21 protein-coding genes are annotated in these 26468 nt (G+C 34.7%); all 21 read left to right on the top strand.

What is annotated here, in order from left to right; all coding sequences use genetic code 11:
* Positions 1-9: 9 nt before the first annotated feature.
* On the top strand, positions 10-2379 hold the full coding sequence (locus tag ACMA1I_RS03720) for a polysaccharide biosynthesis tyrosine autokinase (protein ID WP_337066941.1): 2370 nt from the start codon (positions 10-12) through the stop codon (positions 2377-2379).
* Positions 2380-3118: 739 nt separating this feature from the next.
* A complete protein-coding gene (gene fcl / locus ACMA1I_RS03715; protein ID WP_337066940.1) occupies positions 3119-4057 on the top strand; it encodes a GDP-L-fucose synthase in 939 nt (312 codons plus the stop codon).
* Between the two features lie 310 nt (positions 4058-4367).
* A complete protein-coding gene (gmd, locus tag ACMA1I_RS03710) occupies positions 4368-5480 on the top strand; it encodes a GDP-mannose 4,6-dehydratase (RefSeq protein ID WP_337066939.1) in 1113 nt (370 codons plus the stop codon).
* Positions 5481-5591: 111 nt separating this feature from the next.
* Positions 5592-6443, top strand: coding sequence for an ABC transporter permease (locus tag ACMA1I_RS03705; RefSeq protein WP_337066938.1), 852 nt, complete (start codon positions 5592-5594; stop codon positions 6441-6443).
* Between the two features lie 6 nt (positions 6444-6449).
* Complete coding sequence (locus tag ACMA1I_RS03700) at positions 6450-7715, top strand: ABC transporter ATP-binding protein (RefSeq protein WP_337066937.1); 1266 nt, start codon at positions 6450-6452, stop codon at positions 7713-7715.
* Position 7716: 1 nt separating this feature from the next.
* Positions 7717-8793: a nitroreductase family protein gene (locus ACMA1I_RS03695; protein WP_337066936.1), complete on the top strand. Its 1077-nt coding sequence runs from the start codon at positions 7717-7719 to the stop codon at positions 8791-8793.
* A 12-nt stretch (positions 8794-8805) separates the two neighbouring features.
* Positions 8806-9930 carry a polysaccharide pyruvyl transferase family protein gene (locus ACMA1I_RS03690; RefSeq protein ID WP_337066935.1) on the top strand — a complete coding sequence of 375 codons (1125 nt, stop codon included), beginning with the start codon at positions 8806-8808 and terminating at the stop codon, positions 9928-9930.
* A 583-nt stretch (positions 9931-10513) separates the two neighbouring features.
* Entirely contained in the window at positions 10514-11449 is a 936-nt protein-coding gene (locus ACMA1I_RS03685) for a glycosyltransferase family 2 protein (RefSeq protein ID WP_337066934.1), read from the top strand.
* The gene (locus ACMA1I_RS03680; RefSeq protein ID WP_337066933.1) at positions 11449-12474 is read left to right on the top strand and encodes a glycosyltransferase family 2 protein; all 1026 of its coding nucleotides are present in this window, start codon (positions 11449-11451) and stop codon (positions 12472-12474) included. The genes ACMA1I_RS03685 and ACMA1I_RS03680 overlap by 1 nt, the downstream gene beginning before the upstream one ends.
* Positions 12475-12693: 219 nt before the next feature.
* Positions 12694-13608 (top strand): glycosyltransferase family A protein, encoded by a 915-nt coding sequence (locus ACMA1I_RS03675; RefSeq protein WP_337066932.1) that lies wholly within the window; start codon positions 12694-12696, stop codon positions 13606-13608.
* Between the two features lies 1 nt (position 13609).
* Entirely contained in the window at positions 13610-14725 is a 1116-nt protein-coding gene (locus ACMA1I_RS03670; protein WP_337066931.1) for a glycosyltransferase family 4 protein, read from the top strand.
* A gap of 182 nt (positions 14726-14907) precedes the next feature.
* On the top strand, positions 14908-16080 hold the full coding sequence (locus ACMA1I_RS03665; RefSeq protein ID WP_337066930.1) for a glycosyltransferase family 4 protein: 1173 nt from the start codon (positions 14908-14910) through the stop codon (positions 16078-16080).
* A 72-nt stretch (positions 16081-16152) separates the two neighbouring features.
* The gene (locus ACMA1I_RS03660; RefSeq protein ID WP_337066929.1) at positions 16153-17121 is read left to right on the top strand and encodes a glycosyltransferase family 2 protein; all 969 of its coding nucleotides are present in this window, start codon (positions 16153-16155) and stop codon (positions 17119-17121) included.
* The gene (locus tag ACMA1I_RS03655; protein WP_337066928.1) at positions 17118-18074 is read left to right on the top strand and encodes a glycosyltransferase family 2 protein; all 957 of its coding nucleotides are present in this window, start codon (positions 17118-17120) and stop codon (positions 18072-18074) included. The genes ACMA1I_RS03660 and ACMA1I_RS03655 overlap by 4 nt, the downstream gene beginning before the upstream one ends.
* Complete coding sequence (locus ACMA1I_RS03650; RefSeq protein ID WP_337066927.1) at positions 18064-19170, top strand: glycosyltransferase; 1107 nt, start codon at positions 18064-18066, stop codon at positions 19168-19170. The genes ACMA1I_RS03655 and ACMA1I_RS03650 overlap by 11 nt, the downstream gene beginning before the upstream one ends.
* A complete protein-coding gene (locus ACMA1I_RS03645) occupies positions 19170-20177 on the top strand; it encodes a glycosyltransferase (RefSeq protein ID WP_337066926.1) in 1008 nt (335 codons plus the stop codon). Before ACMA1I_RS03650 ends, ACMA1I_RS03645 begins: the two co-directional genes overlap by 1 nt.
* On the top strand, positions 20174-21301 hold the full coding sequence (locus ACMA1I_RS03640) for a hypothetical protein (RefSeq protein WP_337066925.1): 1128 nt from the start codon (positions 20174-20176) through the stop codon (positions 21299-21301). Before ACMA1I_RS03645 ends, ACMA1I_RS03640 begins: the two co-directional genes overlap by 4 nt.
* Before the next feature lie 9 nt (positions 21302-21310).
* On the top strand, positions 21311-22696 hold the full coding sequence (locus tag ACMA1I_RS03635; RefSeq protein WP_337066924.1) for a hypothetical protein: 1386 nt from the start codon (positions 21311-21313) through the stop codon (positions 22694-22696).
* Positions 22697-22702: 6 nt separating this feature from the next.
* Entirely contained in the window at positions 22703-23701 is a 999-nt protein-coding gene (locus ACMA1I_RS03630; protein ID WP_337066923.1) for a glycosyltransferase, read from the top strand.
* Positions 23698-24855, top strand: a complete 1158-nt coding sequence (locus ACMA1I_RS03625; RefSeq protein WP_337066921.1) for a glycosyltransferase — start codon at positions 23698-23700, stop codon at positions 24853-24855. The genes ACMA1I_RS03630 and ACMA1I_RS03625 overlap by 4 nt, the downstream gene beginning before the upstream one ends.
* A 148-nt stretch (positions 24856-25003) precedes the next feature.
* Positions 25004-26326 carry a nucleotide sugar dehydrogenase gene (locus tag ACMA1I_RS03620; RefSeq protein WP_337066920.1) on the top strand — a complete coding sequence of 441 codons (1323 nt, stop codon included), beginning with the start codon at positions 25004-25006 and terminating at the stop codon, positions 26324-26326.
* The last annotated feature ends 142 nt before the right edge of the window (positions 26327-26468 follow it).

Raw genomic sequence — 26468 nt, 5'->3', positions numbered from 1 at the left:
ATTTTCAAATTGGAAAATAATAATTCAAAACAAGAACCTCAGGGTCTCAATATTCAGAAGCTAGTAAACAAGCTTCTAGCTTACTGGTACCTTATTATAGGCTCAGTTATAATCGCTCTGGTGATAGCATTTTTTATAAACAGGTATACAGAGCCTATTTATGAAGTTAGATCTTCGGTAATGGTAGGGGCAGGAAATACAGAAAGTATTTCAGCATCGGCAGTTATGGCAAATTCTGAGATGTTCAGGTCAAGCCAAAATCTATCCAATGAGGCGATTATACTCAAAAGTAAAGCCTTGTCTCTTAAAACATTACAAAAGCTCGATTTTAATATTAGCTATTATAAGAAAGGTAATGTAAAGTTAACAGAGGTATATAAAGAAAACGCTTTTAAGGTAGAATTTGATGCAGATTCAGAAGTTCCCTATGGTGTAATGTTTACTATTAACTTTAAGGATAATGAGCATTATACTTTGACAAGTGAAAATTCTAAGTGGCAAAAAATTACAGAAGATAAGGCTTTTGTGTCCGGTCGCCAATATACCTTGATGGGCTTCAAGTTTAAGATTGATCTGCTCAACTTAAAAGGTGGGGAAGAAGAACAGATGCTGTTCAAAGTTAATAATTTAAGCAATTTAGCTCAATTTTATGCTAATGCTCTTGATGTTTCTTTCCCAAAAGATGCTTCTGCACTACTGGTACTAAAGCTTAAAGGTCCAACACCCCATAAGGACGTTGAATTCTTAAATGCACATATGGAAAGTTACCGGGAGAATAATTTAGCCATAAAGAATACACAAGCTGAAAATACGGTTGAATTTATTGATGATCAATTACTGCAAATCTCCGATTCCCTTTATTTTATTGAATCTAGGTTAGAAGACTTTAAGAAAAACAATATTTCTCTTGATATTCGTAACAGTGGCAAGACTATAGATGTACAGCTTCAGGAGTTACAATCTACTAAAGCTGCCTTATTACTTAATCAAAAATATTATGATTATTTAATTGATTATATAAATACCAGAAAAGACTACAATGATGTGATTGTTCCTTCGAGTTTTGGTATAATTGATAATGTTTTAAATTCTCATATTACTCGACTTCTAGATTTGCAGGTGCAGATTGATGTTATGTCGCAAAGTAGAACTTTATCAAATCCAATTGAAGCCCGAAGGCTGGAGGAACTAAAGCGCGAATTAAACGAACTTATCCCAAACTTGCTTAAAAGCATTAATAATGCGGTTGTAGCTAATAACATTGAACTTAAGGATGTTAATGAACGGATGAATATGGTAGTGGGACTGTTAAAAGAAATTCCATCTGCAGAGCGACAACTGGTTAATATTCAAAGATTATATAACTTGAGCGAAAATTTATATGTATTCCTGCTTCAAAAAAGAGCCGAAACTGGTATTGCAAAGGCTGCCAATTTCTCAGACATAACTATTATTAATGAAGGGAAAATTTCAACTAAGCTAGCTCCAACTGCTAGTAAGAACTATATTACAGCCATACTAATTGGACTCGCATTACCAATTGCCTTTATTTTTATTAAAAATTTTTTTAACAATAAGATTAGTGAAGCTGATGAACTTAAGAGATTAACAACTATTCCATTGTTAGGAATGATAGGTCACAATAAAAAAGAACAAAAATCTCTTATAGAGCAAAATCCTAAAACAGCTTTAGCTGAAGCTTTCCGTACCCTTCGTTCTAATTTAAAGTTTATGGTTACCTCAAAAACTGAGGATGGTAAAATTATTGTAATAACATCCTCAATAAGCGGGGAGGGAAAGACTTTTTCTGCAAAGAACCTAGCATATATTTTAGCATTATCGGGAGAAAGAACGTTGCTAGTAAATGCAGATATGCGCAAGCCTAATGACAATTCTGACTTAGGGGTTCAATCACATGTTGGATTAAGTAATTTTCTAGCTGGTCAGGCAAATTTGGGCCAGGTTATATTTCAATCAAAGGTACAAAATTTGTTCGTTTTGCCCTCCGGGGATATTCCACCCAATCCATCTGAACTTCTATTAAGCGAACGTAACTCTGAACTCATAAAAACTTTAAAAGAGCAATTTAATTATATTATCTTGGATACTCCGCCTGTTGGTATTCTTTCTGATGGATTAGAGATGATGCGAACTGCTGATGTCAATATTTATATGGTTAGGCAAGATTACACTCCTATGCTGTTCTTGACGCAGATTCAGCAACAATACGAGGCAGGAAAATTAAAAAATCTAGCTATTTTGTTTAATGATGTAAATTTTGCCAAAAACGGCTACGGCTACGGCTACGGCTATGGTTACGGCTATGGCTACTATGCCGAAGACGTGGAGATCAAACCTTGGTGGAAACGGCTGGTTTGATAATGGTAGGGTGACAATCTTTTTGTTGCGCCAACAACCAGTTCAAATTATTCTTCTTTCGAAGTGTCTTCATGTAAAACGACCTTATATATCATCAAACATTAGAAACTGCAGAGTTTTTTTCGGTACACTAAGCCTAATGTTTTTTAAAAATTTTAATGCCACTCACCAAGTAATGGAAGGAAGGAGGGCAGAGGCTGAGGAATAGAATACTCAAGCAATGATGTCTATACTCAAACTTGCTTTCACTCACAAACTATTATAGAGGAAGGGTATTGGCGACCTCATCAATTTGTACCACTTCGACCAGCGGCAGTAATTATGCTATATGGCTCATCCTATTAAAAACTCAGATTTCTCCTGTTGGTTGAAACGTCATTGAACCCAAATTTTTTCTTTCTTAAGTTGGCGACATTGGGAGTTAGGAGTGATTCTTTTACCATTTCTTCTCTACCCATATATTCTGAGTTTGCAGTTTACTTGTGATGCTTAATAAACTATTACCTGCTTAACTTATTGAATCAGGAAGTCTGTCGGTGGAGGAGTCCCAAGTTATTTTGTTCTGATATGTTTTTGCCATAGTCCCATAAAAACTGCATTGAGTAAGTTGAACTAACAAGTGGATTTTAAAATTTCTCAGATTAATAAAAACACAGAACCTCAAATGGGTTTTTCCGTTACAGTCGAAGGAACATTTTATATAGGATACCCTATGAACAATATTTTACCCTAATTATCTATGAATAAAAGTGCTAAAATCTATGTTGCTGGGCATCGGGGAATGGTGGGCTCTGCCATTTGTCGCAAGCTGGAGCAGGATGGTTATTCCCATATTATTTCAAAAACATCAAAGGAGCTGGATCTTCGGGATCAGCAGGCCGTTCTTAGCTTTTTTGAATACGAAAAACCTGATTACGTTTTCCTGGCTGCTGCTAAAGTTGGAGGAATACAGGCCAATAACACCTATCGGGCCGAATTCCTGTACGACAACCTTATGATTGAGGCTAATATTATCCAAGCAGCCTTCGTGCATGGGGTCACAAAACTTCAGTTTCTGGGCTCTTCCTGTATTTACCCCAAAATGGCACCCCAGCCACTAAAAGAAGACTATCTACTTACGGGTACGCTTGAGCAGACAAATGAGCCTTACGCCATTGCTAAAATAGCCGGTATCAAGCTTTGCGAAGCTTACCGCGATCAGTATGGCTGTGATTTTATCAGTGTTATGCCCACCAACCTGTACGGCTATAACGATAACTACGACCTAAACAACTCGCACGTATTGCCGGCGCTTATTCGGAAATTTCATGAGGCAAAAGACAACGGTGCTCCTTCTGTTACCGTATGGGGCACAGGCAGCCCCAGAAGAGAGTTTTTGTTCGCGGATGACCTGGCAGAAGCCTGCGTCTTTCTTATGGAGAATTATAGTGGGCGTGAGCTGGTGAATATCGGAACGGGGGAGGATGTGACCATCAAAGAGCTGGCCTTGTTGGTTAAAGAAGTGGTTGGTTTCGAAGGCGAACTTGTTTTCGATAACACCAAACCCGATGGTACCCCGCGCAAACTCATGGATGTGTCAAAACTGCACCAGTTAGGCTTTAAGCACAAAACAGAGTTAAAAGATGGCATTGCCTTGGCTTACGCCGACTTCAAAGAAAAGTATGTAACCGCTGTTTGATGTGCTAAGGGTTTAAGGTTGATGTGCTAGATATTAAGATCATTTAGTTTCTGTTAAGATAATCTAGGAACTGCTAACCTAATTCTCCTCCTTGGTTTGAGGGGAGGATCAGACAACCGCAAATTTTTTTAACTATTGCCAAAGTCATTCCGAGCTTGTTGAGGAAACTATTATTTACCTAATGCATAAATAAGAAATCTTAGAGAAGCTTAAGTTGACGAGTTACTATGTAAATCTCAATATTGGTGATCAACAGCAGCCCCCAATCAATAAACATAATTTCTAATTTTGAATTTCTAATTAAGATAAAATGAAAACAGCCCTCGTTACTGGCATTACAGGCCAAGATGGTGCCTATTTAGCTGAACTATTACTAAGCAAAGGATATAAGGTTCACGGTGTGAAACGTCGTAGTTCCCTTTTTAACACCGACCGTGTAGATCACTTGTACCAGGACCCGCACGAGAAGAATGTGAATTTCAAAATGCATTATGGCGACCTGACTGATTCTACTAATATTATAAGAATCATTCAGGAAACACAGCCAGATGAGATTTACAACCTGGCGGCCATGAGCCATGTAAAGGTAAGTTTCGATACGCCAGAATATACGGCCAACGCTGACGGGCTGGGAACACTGCGGATCCTGGAGGCAATACGAATTTTAGGCTTAACTGAGAAAACGCGTATTTACCAAGCTTCAACTTCAGAACTGTATGGCTTGGTACAGGCAGTGCCTCAATCAGAAACGACACCTTTTTATCCACGATCACCTTATGCCGTAGCCAAACTGTATGCTTATTGGATTACGGTAAACTATAGGGAAGCTTATGGCATGTATGCCTGCAATGGTATTCTGTTTAATCATGAATCACCGCTGCGAGGTGAAACTTTTGTGACACGTAAAATTACAAGGGCTACCTCCAGAATAGCTTTGGGTCTGCAGGAAAAGCTTTATTTAGGAAATTTAGATGCTAAACGCGACTGGGGACATGCTAAAGATTATGTAGATGCCATGTGGCGTATTTTGCAGCAAGACACTCCCGAGGATTTCGTGATAGCTACCGGCGTAACAACCACAGTGCGAGATTTTGTGAAAATGTCGTTTGCCGAGGTTGGAATTGACCTTGAGTTCACAGGTGAAGGAGTTGAGGAGAAGGGCTTTGTAAAGGCATGTACTGAACCGGAATACCAGGTGGAAATTGGAAAGGAAGTAGTGTGTGTTGATCCGAATTATTTCCGTCCTACAGAGGTGGAACTGCTGATTGGAGATGCCACTAAATCAAAAACTAAACTCGGTTGGGAGCCTAGCTATGATTTAGCTGCTTTAGTAAAAGATATGATGAAATCTGACATCGAACTTTTTAAACGCGATACTTATTTGGCTGAAGGAGGGCATAGAATCTTAAACTATCACGAATAGTACATGTTAATTTAAGTTTAATGTTCAATAGTATAGTTTGTGAATCATTTTTGTTACTTTTGTGACTTAGTTAAAGTCCAAAAAATAAATAACAGTTTTACAGCAATACTAATGAAAGAAGAAGAAGAAGACTGGACATTGGTTATTGAACCTAGATCCAGTCTTTTTGATTTACAGCTTAAAGAAGTTTGGCGGTACCGTGATTTGTTACAGTTATTTGTACGCCGAGACTTTGTAGCAGTTTACAAGCAGACAATTCTGGGACCAATTTGGTTTTTTATTCAACCACTATTTACCACCATTATTTTCACCTTTGTTTTTGGAAGAGTGGCTGGAATATCTACAAATGGAGTACCTCCTTTGCTTTTTTATATGGCAGGAATAATCAGTTGGAATTATTTTGCTGAATGTTTAAATACTACCTCTACTGTTTTCATAACGAATGCTAATATTTTTGGGAAAGTATATTTCCCTCGGTTAATAACTCCTTTGTCAATTGTGTTTTCAAATATGCTTAAATTTGGAGTTCAATTAGCATTATTTTTAGTTGTTTTCATTTACTATCTGGTTACTACAGATCTGATACAACCGAATTTTTATCTTTTGTTGGTGCCATTTCTCATAATTTTAATGGCTGCCTTGGGGTTGGGTTTTGGAATGTTAATATCTTCCATGACCACCAAATACAGAGACTTGAAATTTTTGGTTACGTTTGGCGTTCAGTTAGCCATGTATGCTTCTCCGGTTATTTATCCCCTTTCTTCTTTACCAGAAAAATATCGGTTCATAATTCTTGCAAATCCTATGTCTGGCATTATCGAAACATTCAGATTTGCATTCTTGGGAGCAGGTGAACTAAACCTTAATTACCTGGTGTATTCTACTTTATTCACTATTGTCATCTTTTTTATAGGGCTGGTAATTTTTAATAAAGTGCAAAAATCATTTATGGATACTGTTTAAATAGTTATGAGTACAGCAATAAAAGTGGAGAACCTGTCTAAGCAATATAGGTTGGGTGTATTGGGTACAGGTACAATATCTCATGATTTAAATAGATGGTGGCATCAGGTAAGAGGTAAAGAAGATCCTTATCTTAAAGTGGGTGAGACAAATGACCGAACCTCAAAGGGGAATAGTGAATATGTTTGGGCACTTCGGGATATTAATTTTGAAGTACAGCAAGGGGAGGTGCTAGGTATTATTGGAAAGAATGGTGCTGGCAAATCAACCTTACTCAAGTTGTTATCCAGAGTAACATCTCCTACGACTGGGTCCATAAAAGCAAGAGGGCGAATAGCCTCCTTGTTGGAAGTAGGGACAGGATTTCATGAAGAACTAACTGGCCGTGAGAATATTTTTCTTAACGGGGCAATTCTCGGAATGACTAAAGCAGAAATACGTTCCAAACTTGAGGAAATTATAAGCTTTTCTGGGACAGAACGCTATATTGACACTCCGGTTAAAAGATACTCATCTGGAATGCGGGTGCGTCTGGCCTTTGCTGTAGCTGCACATTTAGAGCCCGAAATCCTAATAGTTGATGAAGTTTTAGCCGTTGGTGATGCTGAATTTCAAAGTAAAGCAATTGGTAAAATGCAGGATGTTGCGCAAGGTGAAGGAAGGACAGTGTTGTTTGTCAGTCATAATATGGCCTCTATTCAAACTCTTTGTACAAGAGGAATATTGATGTCAAATGGGCAAGTGCATACAGACCATACTGTTGCGGAGGCTATAAGTCAGTATCTTTCATTAAATACCAAAGATACATCCACTTCTTACAAAGCTTCTCCAGATGCTATTAATGATTATGTTTGGATAGAGTCAGCCTTTATTGAAAGTAATGATAGTATAAATAATCAAGTAATGACTGGGCAGGACATAACAATAATTGTGAAATACAGAGCGAAAGAGCTTGGGCTTAAATGTTCGTTACATGTTGGAGTCTATAACCATTTTGGCGATAAAATATTGCATTTAGGTTCTATTTATGGTGGTTTTGATACTTTCTTAACAGAAAAATTTGGAACTATTCAATGCAAAATTCCTAGGTTGCCTTTAGTTGAAGGGAAATACACTGTTAACTTTTCACTTCATGTTGATGGAAGGCCCTTCCATAGAATAGAAGATGCGGTGGCGCTTTTTGTAGAAAATGGTGATTATTTTGGTAATGGTAAATTGCCTAATCCTAGGGAGTCTAAAGTATTAGTAGATCAATCATGGTCTGTTATTTAATATGATGATATTTAATTCTTTAAAGAAGAAAATTTCCTGGAGGGTTAGAAACTTCTATAGTACCATAATTGCGAAGTATAGTAGTCAAATATTATTTTGGTCTACTAGGTCTCCTCGAAGAAGTTCTTTCTATTATTTCGCCTTTAGTAATAAGTTTGATCGGGAACACTATAGTGTTCTAAAAGCAAAACTTGCTCATATTAATAAGGATGATAATAGCTTGTCTTTTGATGCTACACTTAGAAGAAATATCCACCGATTGGAGAAGGGGCTGACAACAATGCCTTTAAGAAATTCGTTTGCAAAAGATTATATAGAAGAAACAGTGAGTTCTTATGAGTTCATGTTAAAATCATCAGCTGATTTTAAAACTGTTAAATGGGCTAGAGATGTTTTAAGTAAGTATTTTAGTATTGTAGAGCAAACATCTTCTGTCGTGAAAGCAAATAAAAAGTTTTTAGATTTAGAAGGTTCTTTTAAATTCCACGATACTGGAACTGTTCCCTCATTACCTTTTGCAAGAAAAGATTCTGTTTTATCTGATATTTCTTATGAGCAATTTAACAAGTTGTGTATGCAAAGAAGATCAATAAGGTGGTATACACAAGAAAAAGTACCACATGAACTTATCGATAAGGCTTTGTCTGCCACTCTCTATTCACCTAGTGCCTGCAATCGACAGCCATTTAGATTCGTAATAATTGAAGACCCTGAGATGCTTAAAGTAGCTGCAAATCTTCCTATGGGGACTTCTACATTTTCGCATAATATTCCGATGATGGCTATTCTCATCGGAGATCTTTCTGCTTATTCCGATGAGAGGGACCGTCATATTATATATATTGACGGAGGCTTGGCAGCAATGAGTTTTATGTTCGCTCTTGAAACACTGGGGTTATCTTCCTGTCCAATTAATTGGCCTGATGTTGAATATAGAGAGAAAAGCCTTGATAAATTTTTGCAACTTTCACCCTTTGAAAGATGTGTAATGTTTATCTCAATAGGTTTTCCTTTAGAAGATGGACAAATCCCATTCTCACAAAAAAAGTCTATAAATACAATTTTATCAAAAATTTAAAATTAGAATAAAATGTATATTCAAATTGATCAAGTCGGTTTTAGAAATAAAGGAGCTGAATTAATGCTTTGGTCAATTATTGACCGATTAAAGAATGAATCTCAACTTCAGCCTAAATTTGTTTTTGGTAGAGGCCCAGCTACCCCTGAACAAATAAGACGTGCAGGTATGTATCAAAAGTTTAGTTTTCAGAGGTTTAAGCTGCGAATAGAAGATGTAATGCCTCAAAAAAGATTAGATCCTTTTGGTATTGTTAAACATGAGGAAATCAATGTACTGCTTGATGCAGGAGGATTTCAATTTGGCGATCAATGGGGAGACATATATAGTGAGAAAAGTATTTCAGAACTAAATTCCTATTATAATAAATTTAAAAGCATTGGAGCTAAAATTATTTTTTTACCACAAGCCTTTGGCCCTTTTGATTTACCTCTATCAAAAGCTTTAATTAAAATTGTTTTTGAAAGTGCAGATCTTATATATGCAAGAGATACTACCTCCTATAATAATTTAATTGAAATATTTGGTGAACAGCCAAAAATAAGGCTAGCCCCCGATTTTACATCACTTCTTACTTCCGATGTATCTTTATCTTTATTTCAAAGAGTTAAGGATTCCATTTGCTTTATTCCAAATTCGAAAATGGTTACCCATAGTAATTCGGGAAAGACGAATTATATTACCTTTTTATCTGACATGGCTAATGAATTCATAAAAAATGGAGAAAAAGTTATTTTTTTAAATCATGAAGGAAAAGATGATCTAAACTTAATAAAAAGTATCACTAAGGCTTTAAATACAGAAGTAGATATTGTTGATGGTTTAGATGCTTTACAAATAAAAGCTGTGATAAGTCATGTAAAAATCTTAATCTCATCAAGGTTTCATGGAGTTGCGAGCGGACTTAATCAATGTATTCCTACTTTTTGCACAAGTTGGTCACATAAATATGTAGAATTGTTAAAACAGTATAACTGTTTGCATGCTATTTTAGATCTTGACAACGATCTTGCCGATACTATGCAACATATTGACAAGTACAAAAATGTAGTGTGCACGAAAAGTACAATCGATAATTTAAAGTCCTCTACTAATGAAATGTGGAGGGAAGTTATAGATACTTTAAGTTATAGATAATTCTTTATCTTCAGGTAAACATTAACTTTTTCTGAATAATGGTTTCACCATAAGCAAATATGGTTTATTAAGAACCTTTAATATAGATGACGTCATACTCCTCGGAATTAAGTATTGTAAATATTATGTAAGCGCTCTGCGGTTTTTTGGTTTAGAGGACAATATCATAAATATTTCACATATCCATTTCTTATAAATTATGTCGCTATCTATAAAGAAATTAATTTTCATGCTTTATTAGTTTAATTTTTTGAAAGAAGTTATAGTTTTCTAAATATCAAGCAAGTTACTAACCAAATTTTTTGATGATGGCGATCACGATATACGTTTAAATCAAATTTGTTTTGGTATTTCTAAAGCCCAGTTACACGAGCATAAACATTTATGCAGCAGGCTTGAGAGTATCATGCTTTTATTATAGGACAATTTTGCAAAACTTTATTTAACAGAATTAAAAGGAACATATTGTGGTTGCTACTTTTTCCTTTTCTATTAGTCTTTCCATAAATTAATATCTATAATTTAATATACTGGTAGGATAGAACTTTTAAATAACATTTTAACCATAAAATTATACCTTGTTTTGAAAGTTTCTATATTAATTGCCAATTATAATAATGGCAAATTTCTTCATCAAGCATTAGATTCTGTTAAACAACAGACATATGAGAATTGGGAAGTAATTATTGTGGATGATGCTTCTAATGATTCTTCTGTTTCTGTTTATAACCAATTTCAGGGAGATAAAAGAATAAAAGTTTTCTACAATCCTGAAAATAGAGGTTGTGGTTTTACAAAAAGGAGATGTATTGATCTTGCAGAGGGAGATTTATGTGCCTTTTTAGATCCTGATGATACAATTGAAGCTGACTCTCTTTCAATTATGGTAAAGGCACATTTTAATCTTCCTTTATATAGCATTATCTATTCTAATCTTACTTTTTGTGATGAAAATCTACGACCTATTAAGGTAAGCCTCTATAATTGTGCAATTCCTGATGGAGAGTCACACCTATCTTATATGGGAGGTGGAATATCACATTTTGCTGTTTTTAAAAAAGCTCTTTATGATCAAACAATTGGTATAGATGAAACATTGATAAGTGCTGTTGATCAGGATTTATATTATAAATTAGAAGAAACAGGCCCAGTCCACTTTATTAATCAACCTTTGTACAATTATAGACAGCACAGTGGAAGCATTTCTTTATTTTCAAATTCATTACAAGCTCATGATAATCATTTGAAGGTCATAGGACTTGCCATAAAAAGAAGAGAAGGTAAGACCTCTGCAAAAAATATGGAATTGAAATTATACTTTACTTTACAAATGCAGCATTATCAGAGATGTTCTTATTATAAATTGAAAAAAAATAAAAATATAGAAGCCTGCTCTTTAGCTATAAAAGCTCTTAAATTTTTAAGATATGATAGAGATCTTGTCTCATTGAAACTTTTATATTCATCAGCGAAGTCATTATTTTTGTCATTGTTTTCAAAGAATATTCATAATAAATAATGGAGTTTATTACAGTACTACTCCCCGTTTTTAATGGCGCTAGTTTCATAGAGAGGGCATTAAAAAGTATTCTAGGTCAAAGTTATCCATATTTTTCATTGCTAATTATTGATGATGGTTCTACAGATAATACTGCTGCCGTCCTTGCAGAAGCTTCCAAAAAGGATCACAGAATTAAAGTACATTATAATAGAAAAAATTTGGGGCTAATACATACTCTTAATTTAGGTATAAATCTCGCTAATACAGATCTAATTATTCGTGCGGATGTTGATGATTATAGTTTGCCAGAAAGATTTATTAAACTGGTAAACTTTATGAAAAAAAATCCTGATGTTGGTATTTGTGGCTCTTGGCTAGAGTATAATAATGGGAGAGATTATGTACAGCAGAAGTATCCTCATAACCATAATGATATTAAATTTTCTTTTATTAGAGGTTGCTATTTCTCTCATGGAACTGCAATTCTACGAAAATCTGTTGTCACTAAAAATCAAATCTTTTATAATCCTGAATTTCCTCATGCCGAAGATTATGAATGGTTAACTAGACTTACTAAAGTTACTAAATTAGCTAATTTACCTGAAATATTATATGAAGTTACGATTCATGATCAACAAGTCTCTTATAAATATAGGGATGTCCAAATACAAAATACAAATCTTGTCAGAACAAAGTTTGTTGAACAGGAGTTAATGCTTGAGCTAACGCAGAGACAGAAAAATATTTATTTATGGTTGTTAACTTGGGCACCTAAACCTACAGAGGTTACTTTAGATGAGGTATACCATTTAATCTCTAATTTTCAGAGTGCAAATCAAAAGACTAAAGCGTTTGCGGATCAATGCTTTGCACAATTTTTACAAGAGTTGTGGAAAAGAGCAGTTATTTTTAATAATAGGCGTAGCCTTTCCACATTGAGATTAGTTTTCAGTTCAAAATTCCCTTTCGTTGGCACTTTTTCTTTTGGAGAAAAATTTAAAATCATCTTTAAGATAATTTTAAAACCTTTAAAAGAAAATTAAAATATAATAGATAGATATAACCGATAATTAACAAGCTACAGAAAGAAGCCTGGGTCGTTCTTAACCCATATTAATTTTGACTTCGAAATTTGACATTAAAATAATCTCATTCGTTCTTAAATTAAACATGATTTTAAATTTGTAGATTTCGAAAATTTCATAAATGTGGTATGATTAACTATCGCTTTTTGTTGAAAAGATTTTTGTAATATTCCTCTAATGACAACAGAAGATCATTGTGTAAGTGTAGTAATACCGAATTACAACAATGCAAGATACATAGTTCAGGCAATAGAAAGTGTATATATTCAACGCTTTAGAATATTTGAATGTATAGTTGTGGATGATGGTTCTACAGACAATTCTATTGCTCTGTTAGATTCTTTAACTAAAAAATATTCTTCCCTAAAAGTTTTGCAGCAAGTAAATGGGGGGCCATCTAAAGCAAGGAATAAAGGTTGGATGGAGGCTAAAGGTGATCTTGTGGCGTTTTTAGACGCAGATGATTTATGGAAAATAGATAAGCTTGAGAAGCAGGTTAAATTAATGCAAGCTGAAAATGCTGATGTAGTTACTTCTCAATATGTTTGGTTTGATGGGAAAAATAAAATATTAAATCCACAGATAAATAGAGAGCCGATAATACCATTTGATTTTTGGTTTGATACCTATTTTAGTCCAAGTGGGGTTTTACTTAAAAAAGAGGTTCTAATTTCAGTAGGAGGTTGGGATGAGGAATTGTGGGGTTGTGAAGATATGGATCTTTGGTTTAGGTGTGCCTTGAGCGGGTATAAATTTTCTATTGTTAATTCTAACGATGTACTTATTAGGTCACATGCTAATAATAGTAAGGGAAATTATTTAAAGATGTACCAAAACCACTTACTTAGTTTAAATAAATGGGTGGAATTAATAAAAGACATTAAATTAAGTAAAAAGGATACTAAACTTTATATTAATGCAGTGCGCAAAAAATTGAGCAAAATGAGGTATTATGCCACTATTCTGGAAGATCGAAAAGCAATCAAACAAACCTTTTATTTTGGGATCAGATGTGTGGGTTTTAGGTTCTTATTTGATAAATTAACTTTGAGGCAGTTATACAGATCGTTTAGTAGTAACTTAAAGATATAAAATGAAGATTGCTGTTGTTTTACCTGATTCTGAACCTTTTTCGCCTGTTCATGGAGGTGCTTTAGCTAGATGGGCTTTCGAAGTTTATTCTCTTATTGACTATGAAACTTATATTTTTACAATTAAGAGTGAAACATTATATAGATATGATAAAATAATCAAGCTTCCTCAATTTAATTCAAATCTTTTCAATATACTCGGTGGCAATTTAAAGCATCATTTTAAATATAATCTGTATCCTTTCATAATAACATCTTATGCAAGGTTAAATAACATCAATGTTGTTCACATACTAAACCGGCCTAGTCACGTGATGATTGTGCGGAAGTTCTTTCCTCAGGCAAAAATTATTCTGCATATGCAAAATGATCATATGTCTGCTCTGCCAGATCATATTTTCAATAAAGTTGTTTTGCAATCTAATTTAATTATTTCTTGTAGTACATTTATACAGAATAAAATAATTAATCGGGCAGGTGACCAAATACAGCCTAAATGTAAAGTTGTATATAATGGTGCCAATAATAATAATTTTTCATTACTCGATTCAAAGTCCAAGAAACATATCAATATTGTCTTTGCCGGAAGATTAGTCAAGGAAAAAGGTGTTTTGGAACTTATTAATGCAGTTATTCCTCTTTTAAAGAGGGACATCAAGGTAAAGCTCTTTATTGTTGGTAGCCATGATTTTGGTAGCTACATAGAGACTGATTATATCAGAGCTATCAAGGAGGCCGCTTCACCCTATCAAGGTAATGTAGTTTTTACAGGATTCCTGGGGCATAAAGAACTTTCTGCTTTATATTCTAAAGCTACACTTTTCGTTTGTCCTTCGTTGTGGGAGGAACCTTTTGGAATGGTTATCGCTGAAGCAATGGCAAAGGGGCTACCTGTAATGGGATCAGACAGGGGAGGAATACCAGAAGTGATGGGTGGTGCCGGTATACTTATTAATCCAGATGAAACGGATGAATTCACAGATCAAATAAGACGTGTTATTTATGATGATAATTTATTACAAGCCCTTGCTAATGCATCTTATGAACGATATATATCAACATTTTCTTGGGCTGTAATAGCTTCAAAATTTAAAACTATCCTCAGAGAGTTAGTTTAATTTAGATAGGGCACGATGTTTAAGGTTAGTTTGAAAAGCAACCTTAGTAATACTAAAATCAACCAATATCTTTAGTTTCTTCTAACGGGTAATTTTAAGCAGTACTTTTTTAGCACTGCCTCCTACAAATTATAGGAATTCAATTTTTATTTTATCCTTTAACTAGTTTAATTACTTAAATATTGACGACACTAAATGTAGCCTATTTTGCAAGTGGAATATCTAAATCAGAAACATTTATTTCTGATTTAATTAATGGGCTATCAAAAGAAGTTAAACTCACTATAATTACATCGGATCAAGGGGAAAGCTTCAATAACGTCATAATAGAAAGAAGACAATTCCCCTATAAATATAGTAAGCTCACAAGTCGGATCTTTTCAATTTTAGGACACAAAAGTCGGATGAAGTTTGATAAGTATTATGTACAGAATACTTTAAAAGATTTCTTTAGCAAAAATACTTTTGATATTGCTTATATTGATTATGGCACTACTGCTGTTTTATTACGAGAACTACTTGAGGTTCATCGTATTCCTTATATAGTTCACTTTCATGGGTTTGACATTACGTCAGCTCTGAATAATTTATATTATAGAAATGAAATCAAGTCACTTTTTGCTTCCGTAGGAGCCATAGTTGCTGCATCTAATCATATTAAAAAATTAATTATACTGCAAGGTGCTGATGAAGCAAAAGTACATGTAATTAAATATGGAATTGATGCCGCTAATTTTCAACCTGTATCTTGGGAAGAAAAATTTTATACTACGCCATCTGTAGTTTTCCTGGGGCGCCTAACTCCAAAGAAGAACCCAATTGCTCTTTTGCATGCCTTCAAAATCGTCACACAAACGATCCCTACGGCTACACTTACTATTATTGGCGATGGCCCGTTATATAAAGATGTTGTTTATACTATTGCTAAGCTTGATTTAAAGGAAAATGTAAAATTACATGGAAAACTTGGTCAGTTGGATGCTTTAGCTATATTAAAACAACACTGGGTTTATGCTCAACATAGTGTTACTTCTTATCAGGGTGATCAGGAAGGTTTCGCCATAAGCCTGGCAGAGGCATCATCTTTAAAACTCCCGGTTGTTTCTACTATTCATAACGGAATACCAGAAAATGTACTTGAGGGTGTTACTGGGTTTCTTGTGAAGGAGTATGATTATGAGGCAATGGCTGAAAAAATCTTAATTTTATTGCAAAACAAAGATTTGATCAGGGAGATGGGCGAAGCAGGCAGACTAAGGGTATTGAATAATTTTAGACCTGAAACCAGAATCAGTAAAATGCTGGAGTTGTTTAAATCTGTTAAATATTCTGCAGCTTTTAACATTAATGCATAATTACATAAGGTTATAATTTGTATTCAAGTAATTCCTTCCTTTTAAAGGATCAGTTAAAGTCAAAAGTATAATATGATTGATAGTATAGAAGGGAATCCTTTGGTTTCAGTGGGAATGGTAACTTACAACTCGGGTCAATATATTGAAGATGCTATTTCAAGTGTGCTCAGTTCCAGCTACACTAATTTCGAACTTATTATAAGTGATGATTGCTCCACTGATGACACTATAGCTAAAATTAAAACTTTTAATGATAGTAGGATAAGGCTTCATGAGAACAAAGTTAATTTAAGAGAGTACCCTAACAGAAATAAAGTGATTAATCTTGCAAAAGGAGAATACTTTATTTTTATTGATGGGGATGATATGATTTATCCGCATGGTTTAGAATTTATGGTTAAAATGCTTCATGCGTTTCCTTCATGTGCAATGGCCTTAATGTCAAGACGAAATCCCCGTTTTTATTATCCTATAGTAGTTACGCCACATCAATTTTATGTAAGCCATTTTTTAGGTGAGTCGTTTATGCGTACTGCTTTTACAAGTATTTTATTTAAAACGTCTATTCTTAAAGCAGTGGGTGGTTTATCTTTGGAGTATCCTAATGGAGATGATTATATAAGACTTAAAATAGCCACTGTTTACAATTCATTGATTATTAACGATAATATTACCTGGTGGAGACAAACCCCTGGCCAAGCCTCTTCCAGCTTGACAGATAATTTGTGGTTTTATCGTTTGAAGCATCAGATGTATCAACGCTTTTTAACAGATCCCAAATGTCCCTTATCAGATCAGGAAAAGAAAGATGCTTTTTTTAATATTAGTAAAGTTGAATGGGAGGTTGTAATTAATAAGATGAAGAAGTTTAAATTTTTTGATGCATTTAAGCTAATTAAAATGCTCAACTTACCTATTTCTACAATTTCTAACTATTTAAAAGCACGTAAATTTAAGGATCCTTTCTCTGATTTTTCTTCTGTTAAGCCATTGAGAGTTAATTTCGAGAATAATCCTTATAGTGCTGACTACCTAAAATGAGCTTACCATTAGTATCCGTATTGATCCCAGTATACAACTCTGAAATGTATATTGCAGAGACAATAACATCAGTATTAAACCAGACTTGGAATAATATTGAAATAGTTGTTGTCGATGACGGTTCAACAGATTCATCCTTTACCCTTGCTAAAGCAATGGAATCTGAAAGGGTGCGGGTTTACAAACAAACAAATAAAGGGGCATGCGCTGCAAGAAATTTTGCCTTTTCTGTAGCTAAAGGGGAATATATTCAGTATTTAGATGCTGATGATTTACTTTCTTCTGATAAAATTGAGAAGCAGCTTCAAATATTAAGTAGTAGCCTGCCTGGAACAGTAGCTACTTGTGTTTGGGGACGATTTGTAAATTCTGTTACTGAATTTAAAGCGGAAGAGAAGGAGATCAACAAAAACTATGATATACCAGTAAATTGGTTAATTGATTCCTGGGGTGGGAAAGGTTCGGCACAAACGTCAGTTTGGCTTGTACCAAGGTTCCTAATAGAGGCAGCCGGTCCATGGAACGAAGATCTTAAAATTAACCAAGATGGAGAATTTTTTGCACGGGTACTTTTGCATGCAAAGGCAATAAAATTTTGCGAATCTGTATATGTCTATTATAGGTCTGATAATGAGAATAGCATATCAAAATCAAATAAATCGGAGGCTAAAGCGGAGTCGTTATTAAGCAGTTTTGAATCTTATAAAAAAATGATTCTCCCGAGTTATGATTCTATCGAAATAAGGAAAGTGCTTGCTCTTAATTTCTGTAATTTTATATATTTATACTCCCCCCATTACCCTCATTTAATCAGAAGAGCAAATATAAATATAAAGGAGTTAAACGTTAGAAGAGTATCTTCAATTGGAGGCTCAGGTTTTAGAACGCTCGCAAAATTTGTAGGCTTCTCTAATGCAATTAAACTTAGAAATTTAATTAAGAATGGAAGTTAACTTTATTACAAATTTACCCATTGCTGAAACCTCTGGAGGTGGTTCTGCTGTAAATGCTGCGACCTTTGAACAGCTTAATAGATTTTATAAAGTTAATTATTGTGGTCCTGTTAATTTACCCTCCGACTCAATTTCTAAGTTAAAATCTAAAATACTTAGAAGCGTCGGACTTTCCGGAAACTATCATTTTTTCTCTGACAATAGGCTAAGTAGGATTTCAGATCATGTTACGTCTGTTATCAAACAAGATGCTGATATAAATTTCTTTCATGGTTTTACTTCCTGGATTAAGTATAAGAGTAATTTGCCATATTATGCCTATTCTGATGCATGTTTTGCAACCTATGTATCTATATATAATAAAGAAATCAAATTTTCTAAGCGAGATTTAGATAGAATTTTTTCTACAGAAGCGCAATGGTTAAACAATGCAACAAAGGTTTTTTTTAGGAGTCAATGGGCGCTAAACGAGACTAAAAAGCATTACGGTTTGGATGGTAGTAATTTTAGCGTAGCTGGTTTAGGAGGCTTTATGGAGATTCCTGAAACTTTTAAAAAAAATGTAGATTTTAATTTTTTATTTATTTCAAAGGAGTTTATTCCAAAAGGGGGGGAGTTTTGTGCTAAAGCGTTTGACAGGATTCTCAAAGATTTTCCTCAGGCCAAATTGGTAATTGTAGGGGAAGAACCACCCAAAGAAGTTCTTGCTATGGAAAATGTAATATATGCAGGATTTTTAAGCAAAACTAAACCTGAAGAATACGCCAAGTTAAAAGACATTTTTTATAATAGCTTTGCTTTAGTACATCCTACCAGTAAAGACACGAATGCTTTAGTGATTAGTGAGGCTGGTTATTATGGATGCCCTTCTATAGCGCCACAGACTTTTGCCATTCCTGAACTTATAAAAGATAACGAAACAGGACTACTGCTTAACCATCCTATTACTGTTGAAGATACTTATCAAAAGATGAAGCAGTTATGTTCCGACAGGCAATTTTACACCCAAATGCGGAAAAGAGTCAGGCACTTCAGCACAACAACGTTTAATTGGGATCGTGTAGGAGACCATTTTTATAAATCAATTTCGCACTAATGGCCAAATTTCTCTATATAGGACAGTATTCTGATGGATCTACCTCAAAAATGAGAGGAGAAAAGTTAAAAGAAATATTTAGTCACATGGAGTTTATTGTTATTGACACAAATATTCCATATAATAACTCTTCCCGAATTTTTAAGAGTTTAGCATTCCGTTTTAAAACAGGACCCGTAATAAAGAAATTAAATCAGTATATCCTGGATAGAATTAAAAATACTCATTATGATCTGATCTGGATAGATAAAGGCATATACATTAATAAATCTACGATTGCTATAGTAAGAAATTTAACATCTAAGTTGGTGCACTTTACACCGGATCCTGCGTTTACCTTTCATAAATCTGCTCATTTTAATGCCTGTTGTAAGAACTATGATTATTTGGTAACTACAAAATTATTTGAAGTTGATATTTACAAAAGGAAGTGCAATGGCAAAATTATTTATGCTACACAAGGCTTTGATAAAAATATACATTACCCTAGGCATCATTATTCTGAGAAGCAAGGTGTGTCTTTTATAGGTCACTTTGAGAAAGAGAGAGGGGTGGCTATACAGGCGTTAATAGATAATAAAATTATAGTAAAACTGGCTGGAATCAAATGGGAGGATTTTGTAAGAAAGAATAGAAATAACGAATACTTGATTTATTGCGGAACAGGTGTTTTTGGTGATGCATACTCAAATTTAATCTCGTCTTCACTTTTTGCATTAGGATCTGTTTCAAAATGGATTCCGGAGCTACATACAACACGAACTTTTGAAATTCCGGCTTGTGGTACGGCTCTATTAACTGAAGCAAATATAGAAACAAGTTCATTTTTTGAGAAAGATGAAGTTATATTTTATAATGATATCCCCGATTTAATTAATAGAATACAATATTACAGTTCTCATCCTGATGAGTTGCAGTTGTTGACTAAGAAAGGCTACCATAAGGTGCAGAACAAGTTTGAATATGGATATTTGATGCAAGAAGTTGTTAAAGAAATTAATAAGTGAAAAAAGTTGCCATAATACATTATCAGCCATTAGAATATTATCCCCCAACCACAAACTTTTTACAGTACTTGGAGGGAAATTTAAATGCTAATGTGTATGTATTCACGTCTAAGAATCAGCTAAATAGAGCACCCTATATTTCTAGAAAAATCAAAATAAATCGTGCTTCTTTTCCGAAGAAGAAAGACAGCTTCATTATAAGCTTGTTTAAACAAGCTTTATTTAATTTTTCTACTTTTCTGCGGCTCCTTATTTTTAGGCCTCATGTAGTTCTGTACTATGAAACTTATTCTGCTTTTCCAGCTTACTTATATTTAAAATTTTTTAATAAGGAAGCAAAATTACTTATCCATTTTCATGAATATTTTTCAAAGGAATGGTATGAGGGAGGAATGAAACTTGTAAAGCTTTATCATAAAATTGAAGTTGATTTTCTTTTTAAGAAAGCTTATTTCATTTCACAAACTAATGAGTACAGGGTAGAATTCTTTTTGGCTGATTACCCATTTTTACAAAAAAGCAAACTCAGGGTTTTACCTAATTATCCTCCTTTTGTTTGGTCGGAACTGCTGAATAACAAGGTTTGTAATTTTCCAGATGATAATAAAGAGCTTAAATTAGTTTATGTTGGCTCCTTGTCACTTAAAGCAACTTATATTAAGGAGTTTTGCACGTGGTTAGCATCATGTAAGCATAATGTTACATTTGACATTTATAGCTTTAACCTGGATCAGGAAACTTCTGATTATCTATGCAACTTAAATATGCCCCAAGTACGGTTTTTTTCTAGTGGTATAGAGTATTCGGATCTTCCAGCAATATTGAAGGATTATGATGTCGGTTTGATTCTTTATAGAGGCTTATCTAATAATAGTAAATATTGTGCTTCTAATAAACTATTTGAATACATGGCTTGTGGATTGGATGTTTGGTTTTCTGATAAAATGATAGGCACTTATCCTTATATTACAGAAAATACCTTTCCCAAGGTTATCAAAATTGATTTTGAAAATATTCTGCAGTTTGATGTGGAAAAAGCTATTGATAGAGAAGGGTTACCAGAAGTTAATAATACCTATTTTGCAGAAAAGGTATATTACAATATAATACAGGAACTTAATTAATATGTTTTAATGATTATTGGTAGCAACTATATTCGTGGGCATTATGCGCTTTATTATATAAAGTATCTTTTAGTATTTTTTTTCTTAATACTGATTTTAAACATCTATCTAAGCCTTAACAGTTATTCTATTTTGGCCTTGAGTTTATGTATTGTTACTTTTCTGAATTTATTAGAGGAACTTAATAAAGAGATAGCCATCAGGGGGCTGATAGCATTTATTTATTCCTTTCAATTGTTATTTGGCCCTGTTCTAAGTTTTATTTATTTGCCGAATTGGGATTACTATTCAATACCAGTTTCAGAAGCAGAGTATTTTAGCTTTGCAATTCCAGCTATAATTGCTTTGATAATTGGACTTTATTTACCTATTTCAAAGGAAAAGTTTAGTTTTGAAATATTATCTGCAGTAAAAAAATATTTAGCTGATAAAGAAAAAGTGGCTTTAGTTTTGATCGGAATTGGATTTATTTCCTCTTATTTAGTAAAAGTAGTGCCGGGAGGATTAGCTTTCTTTTTCTATTTATTGAAAAATCTGAAATTTATCGGAGTATTTTATCTCTTCTATTCCGAGTCAAATAAAAAGACAACCTTATTTTTTTTAGTTTTTGGTCTTTTAGCGATAAATGCTGTAACAAGCTCTATGTTTCATGACCTGATTCTCTGGATGGTGTTTGTAGCTATGCTGCTTACTTTAACAAAGAAAGTCCATTTCATCATTAAACTATCAGCAGCTATAATAGGTTTTTTTGTATTGTTTTTGGTTCAATCAGTTAAAGGAGAATATAGAAATGCGCTTTGGTTTGGGAACATACCTCCAGGACAAGAGACAGAATTCTTTCAAGGTTTAATCGAAGAGCGAATTTCAGATATGAGCATTCTTTTTTCGGACAAAAGTATCAATGGTTTTATTTATAGAATAAATCAAGGCTGGATAGTAGGTAATGTGATGTATCATGTACCGACTTATGAGCCTTATGCAAATGGTGAAACAATAGTGTCAGGGGTTTCCGCAAGTATTTTACCTCGGTTTCTTAATCCTGATAAGTATGTGGCAGGAGGCAAAGAATATTTTTCTAGGTTTTCTGGATTGACACTAACTGAAGGCACCAGTATGAATATAAGTCCTTTGGGTGAAGCATATGGTAATTTTGGTTCTTCAGGTGGAATAATTTTCATGTTTGTCTTTGGTATGATTTTTAACATTATTCTTGCTACTATTTATAAACTTGCAAGATTCCATCCTTCATTAATACTTTGGCTTCCGTTAATTTTTTTACAGGTTGTAAAGGCCGAGACTGATTTTACAACAGTGTTTAATCATTTAGTAAAAGCTTGTTTTGTTACTTGGCTTTTATACAAGTCGTTCCCATTTTTTCTGAAGTTAAAGCTGTAGCTGATTTTGGCACAAACAACTACCGTCACCTTTTTTTTCCGCAAACCACGCGAGGGTGCATATAGTATCGAAATATTATTTAACACAGTACAGCAACAACTGAAAGGTAAAATTGGAATTAATAATCAATACATGACCTGCCAAAGTTCCGGTTTTAAAAATAGATTACTGTTACTAAAAGAAGCCGCTAAAAAGAAAGGGGAGATAAACCATGTAACAGGCGATATTAATTTTATTACACTGGCACTACCAAAGAACAAATCCATACTAACGATACATGATATCGAATCTTTGGAACGGCAGGGGGGGCTTGCAGCCAAATTACTTTATTATTTCTGGTTAGTACTACCTGCTAAGGCTGTAGCGAAAATTACTGTTGTGTCTGAACATACAAAATCTCAGCTTCTCAAGAAGGTCATAGTCGATCCTGAAAAAGTAATTGTTATCCCAAATCCTGTCTCAGAGATCTACCAATATACTCCTAAGCCTTTCAGAAATGAGAAGCCGCATCTGTTACAGGTTGGCACTAAGTATAATAAAAATCTAGAGAAATTGATACCAGCCATTGCTGGATTAGATTGCCAGTTAACTATTATAGGTAAGCTGTCTGATGCTCAGATTCAGTTATTGCGGCTGCACAAGATAGAATATGTTAATAAGGCAGGACTAAGTAATGAAGCGTTGTTACTGGAATATATTCAAGCAGATATTATTACCTTTGTTTCTACATTTGAAGGATTCGGAATGCCAATAATTGAGGCGAATGCTGTTGGTAGAGCTGTAGTAACTAGTAACACTGGGGCCATGGCAGAAGTAGGGGCTGAAGCTGCCATGTTAGTTGACCCTGAAAATGTTGCAGATATACGCCGTGGCATATTGGAAATTATCGAAAATAATGAATTGCGAGAAAGACTCGTGAAGAATGGCATTGCGAATGTGAAGAAATATCGTCCTGAAATAGTTGCCGCACGTTACCTTGAGCTTTACGAGAGTATGCTATCATGAAAAAGAAATTGAAGGTCTTATTAACTATTGACTGGTTTTTGCCTGGTTTTAAAGCAGGAGGACCTATTAGATCCTGCGCAAACCTGGTAGACCACCTGAAGAACGAATATGACTTTTACATTATCACTCGGAACATTGATTACAATTCTACTGAACCTTATGCTAATATTATCCCTAATCGTTGGCAGCAAAAGGATGGTGTGCAAGTTTTTTATTTTTCAGAGGAACAATTGGCATACCGTTCTCTGAAAAACGTAATGAAGGAGGTGCAGCCAGATATAGTTTATATTAATGGCATCTTCTCACGCTACTTCTCTATTTTTCCACTACTCATAAGCCGGTCGCTAAAAGCTAGAAGAGTGATAGTGGCAGGTAGAGGTATGTTTGCGCCAGGGGCTCGGGAGGTGAAAGGAGGGAAGAAGCAGCTTTTCTTTAAAATTGCCAAGTATATAGGATTGTACAAATTTGTTAATTTTCATGCATCCAATGATATGGAGGCCAGTCATATACAGCAGGTATTAGGAAAGCGTGCTGCTGTAATGGTTGCTTCAAACCTTGCCAGTAGGCAGAGGAAGCAGATACAGAATGAAGGATGTCCAAAAAAGGCTAATGAACTTCGACTTGTTAGTTTTGCACGTATTTCGCCTGAAAAGAACACACATTATGGATTAGAGGTATTAGCTGGTAACTCATTTGATGGTGAGATTTGGTATGATTTATATGGCCAAGTAAACGATACTGGTTACTGGCAAACCTGTTTAGAATTGATTACAAAGTTGCCCAACAATGTAAAAGTAACTTATAAAGGAAGCATTGAAAATACTGAAGTGCCTGTGATCATGCAGCAATACCATGCTCTTTTTCTACCCACCAAAGGGGAAAATTTCGGCCATGTAATTCTTGAAAGCTTAACAGCAGGTTTACCAGTTATTATTAGTGACAAAACACCTTGGAGAAACCTTCAGTGGGCTAATGTGGGTTTTGACTTGCCGTTGGAGCAGCCAACCAAATTTAAAGAAGCTATAGAAAAGATGTTGAATATGACCGAGGAGACATTCAGACTGATGCAGGATGACGCTAGAAAATATGCAATGGGAGTTTTAGAGGATAAGGGAACTTTAGCTGCCAATCGGGCTTTATTCGATTTATGGTAACCATCATTAACATAAAAAGCAAATCTTTTAAGTTTTTTACTTGGAATAACATTATTTTTTGTAATATTAATGCCAAATTTAGTCTAAAAAAATACATTAAATCATTCTCTGAATTTAAAAAGAGCCACAATTCTGTTAATCTAAAATAATGAATAATAACAGTAATAACTTAGTCGTAGAAAACGCTAAGATCGCTATCATAGGATTAGGGTATGTTGGTCTACCGCTTGCCATAGAGCTTGCCAAAAAGTATGACGTGTTAGGTTTTGATATAAATGAGGGGCGTGTAAGAGAGCTGAGTGAGGGCCAGGACCGAACACAGGAAGCCAATGTAGAGGATCTGGAAAATGTAATTGCTCTAAAGAAAGCAGAAGGTAAGGATAGGATTGGATTAGGTTTTTCTTCCAATACGGAGGAACTTCGGAAGTATAACACCTTTATTGTAACCGTACCTACGCCCATAGATCAGTTTAAGGCTCCTGATCTAAGACCGCTGATAAAGGCTTCGGAGATGCTCGGTAAAATTCTGAAGCGTGGTGACCTAGTTATTTATGAATCTACGGTATACCCTGGCTGTACGGAAGAGGATTGCGTGCCAGTGCTGGAGAAGTTCTCCGGGCTTACCTTCAACAAGGATTTCTTTGCTGGCTACTCGCCAGAGCGTATTAATCCTGGTGACAAAATCAATACTCTGACCAAGATCAAAAAGGTGACGAGTGGTTCTACGCCTGAAATTGCGTCCCGTGTGGATGATCTGTATCGTTCTATTATTTTGGCAGGTACCCATAAGGCTCCTAGCATTAAAGTTGCTGAGGCATCTAAGGCGATTGAGAATGCCCAGCGGGACGTAAACATATCGTTTGTGAACGAACTTTCACTGATATTCGATAGGATCGGAATTGACACCAATGATGTGATTGAAGCCGCAGGAACAAAGTGGAATTTCTTGAAATACAAGCCCGGACTGGTAGGAGGACATTGCATTGGTGTTGATCCTTATTACCTGGCGCATAAAGCTGAATCCTTAGGCTATCATCCGGAGGTAATACTTTCAGGTCGCCGTGTGAATGACAACATGGGGCAATTTGTTGCCAATAAGCTCGTGAAGCTGATGATTAATAAGGACCACAAAATTAAAGGTGCAAAAGCTTTAATTATGGGCTTTACTTTTAAAGAGAATTGCCCTGATGTGCGTAATACTCGTGTGGTAGATATTTACCATGAATTAGTTCAATTTGGAATGGATGTAGATATTTACGATCCATGGGCAGATGCCGCGGAAGTGGAGCATGAATATGGTGTACAGATAGAAAGAGAGTTAGAAGACGATAAAGTGTATAATGCTATAGTAGTAGCAGTAGCACACAATGAATTCCTGAGTTTCGACTTTGCAAAATTCAAACGTGACAACGTAGTTATTTTTGACACAAAAGCTTGCCTGGACCGCGATCTGGTGGATGCTCGTTTATAATACTTGCCAGCTAAAGTTGGTATTACAAAGATGGAGCCTCTGCAAATTTGCTCATGATTTATAAATTACAGCAGAGGCTCCATTATATTTTTTTTCCTATTACTAGGAGGATAGCTTTATTGGCATTTTGTACAGCTCGATG

Source organism: Pontibacter sp. 13R65, assembly GCF_047525655.1.
Classification (GTDB): Bacteria; Bacteroidota; Bacteroidia; order Cytophagales; family Hymenobacteraceae; genus Pontibacter.
This window is presented reverse-complemented; position numbering and strand designations above follow the sequence as displayed.

Coding starts and splice junctions, on each gene's coding strand:
- fcl (WP_337066940.1), top strand. CDS start 3,119: ATGAATAAAAGTGCTAAAATCTATGTTGCTGGGCATCGGGGAATGGTG.
- gmd (WP_337066939.1), top strand. CDS start 4,368: ATGAAAACAGCCCTCGTTACTGGCATTACAGGCCAAGATGGTGCCTAT.
- ACMA1I_RS03705 (WP_337066938.1), top strand. CDS start 5,592: ATGAAAGAAGAAGAAGAAGACTGGACATTGGTTATTGAACCTAGATCC.
- ACMA1I_RS03700 (WP_337066937.1), top strand. CDS start 6,450: ATGAGTACAGCAATAAAAGTGGAGAACCTGTCTAAGCAATATAGGTTG.
- ACMA1I_RS03695 (WP_337066936.1), top strand. CDS start 7,717: ATGATGATATTTAATTCTTTAAAGAAGAAAATTTCCTGGAGGGTTAGA.
- ACMA1I_RS03690 (WP_337066935.1), top strand. CDS start 8,806: ATGTATATTCAAATTGATCAAGTCGGTTTTAGAAATAAAGGAGCTGAA.
- ACMA1I_RS03680 (WP_337066933.1), top strand. CDS start 11,449: ATGGAGTTTATTACAGTACTACTCCCCGTTTTTAATGGCGCTAGTTTC.
- ACMA1I_RS03675 (WP_337066932.1), top strand. CDS start 12,694: ATGACAACAGAAGATCATTGTGTAAGTGTAGTAATACCGAATTACAAC.
- ACMA1I_RS03670 (WP_337066931.1), top strand. CDS start 13,610: ATGAAGATTGCTGTTGTTTTACCTGATTCTGAACCTTTTTCGCCTGTT.
- ACMA1I_RS03660 (WP_337066929.1), top strand. CDS start 16,153: ATGATTGATAGTATAGAAGGGAATCCTTTGGTTTCAGTGGGAATGGTA.
- ACMA1I_RS03655 (WP_337066928.1), top strand. CDS start 17,118: ATGAGCTTACCATTAGTATCCGTATTGATCCCAGTATACAACTCTGAA.
- ACMA1I_RS03650 (WP_337066927.1), top strand. CDS start 18,064: ATGGAAGTTAACTTTATTACAAATTTACCCATTGCTGAAACCTCTGGA.
- ACMA1I_RS03645 (WP_337066926.1), top strand. CDS start 19,170: ATGGCCAAATTTCTCTATATAGGACAGTATTCTGATGGATCTACCTCA.
- ACMA1I_RS03635 (WP_337066924.1), top strand. CDS start 21,311: ATGATTATTGGTAGCAACTATATTCGTGGGCATTATGCGCTTTATTAT.
- ACMA1I_RS03625 (WP_337066921.1), top strand. CDS start 23,698: ATGAAAAAGAAATTGAAGGTCTTATTAACTATTGACTGGTTTTTGCCT.
- ACMA1I_RS03620 (WP_337066920.1), top strand. CDS start 25,004: ATGAATAATAACAGTAATAACTTAGTCGTAGAAAACGCTAAGATCGCT.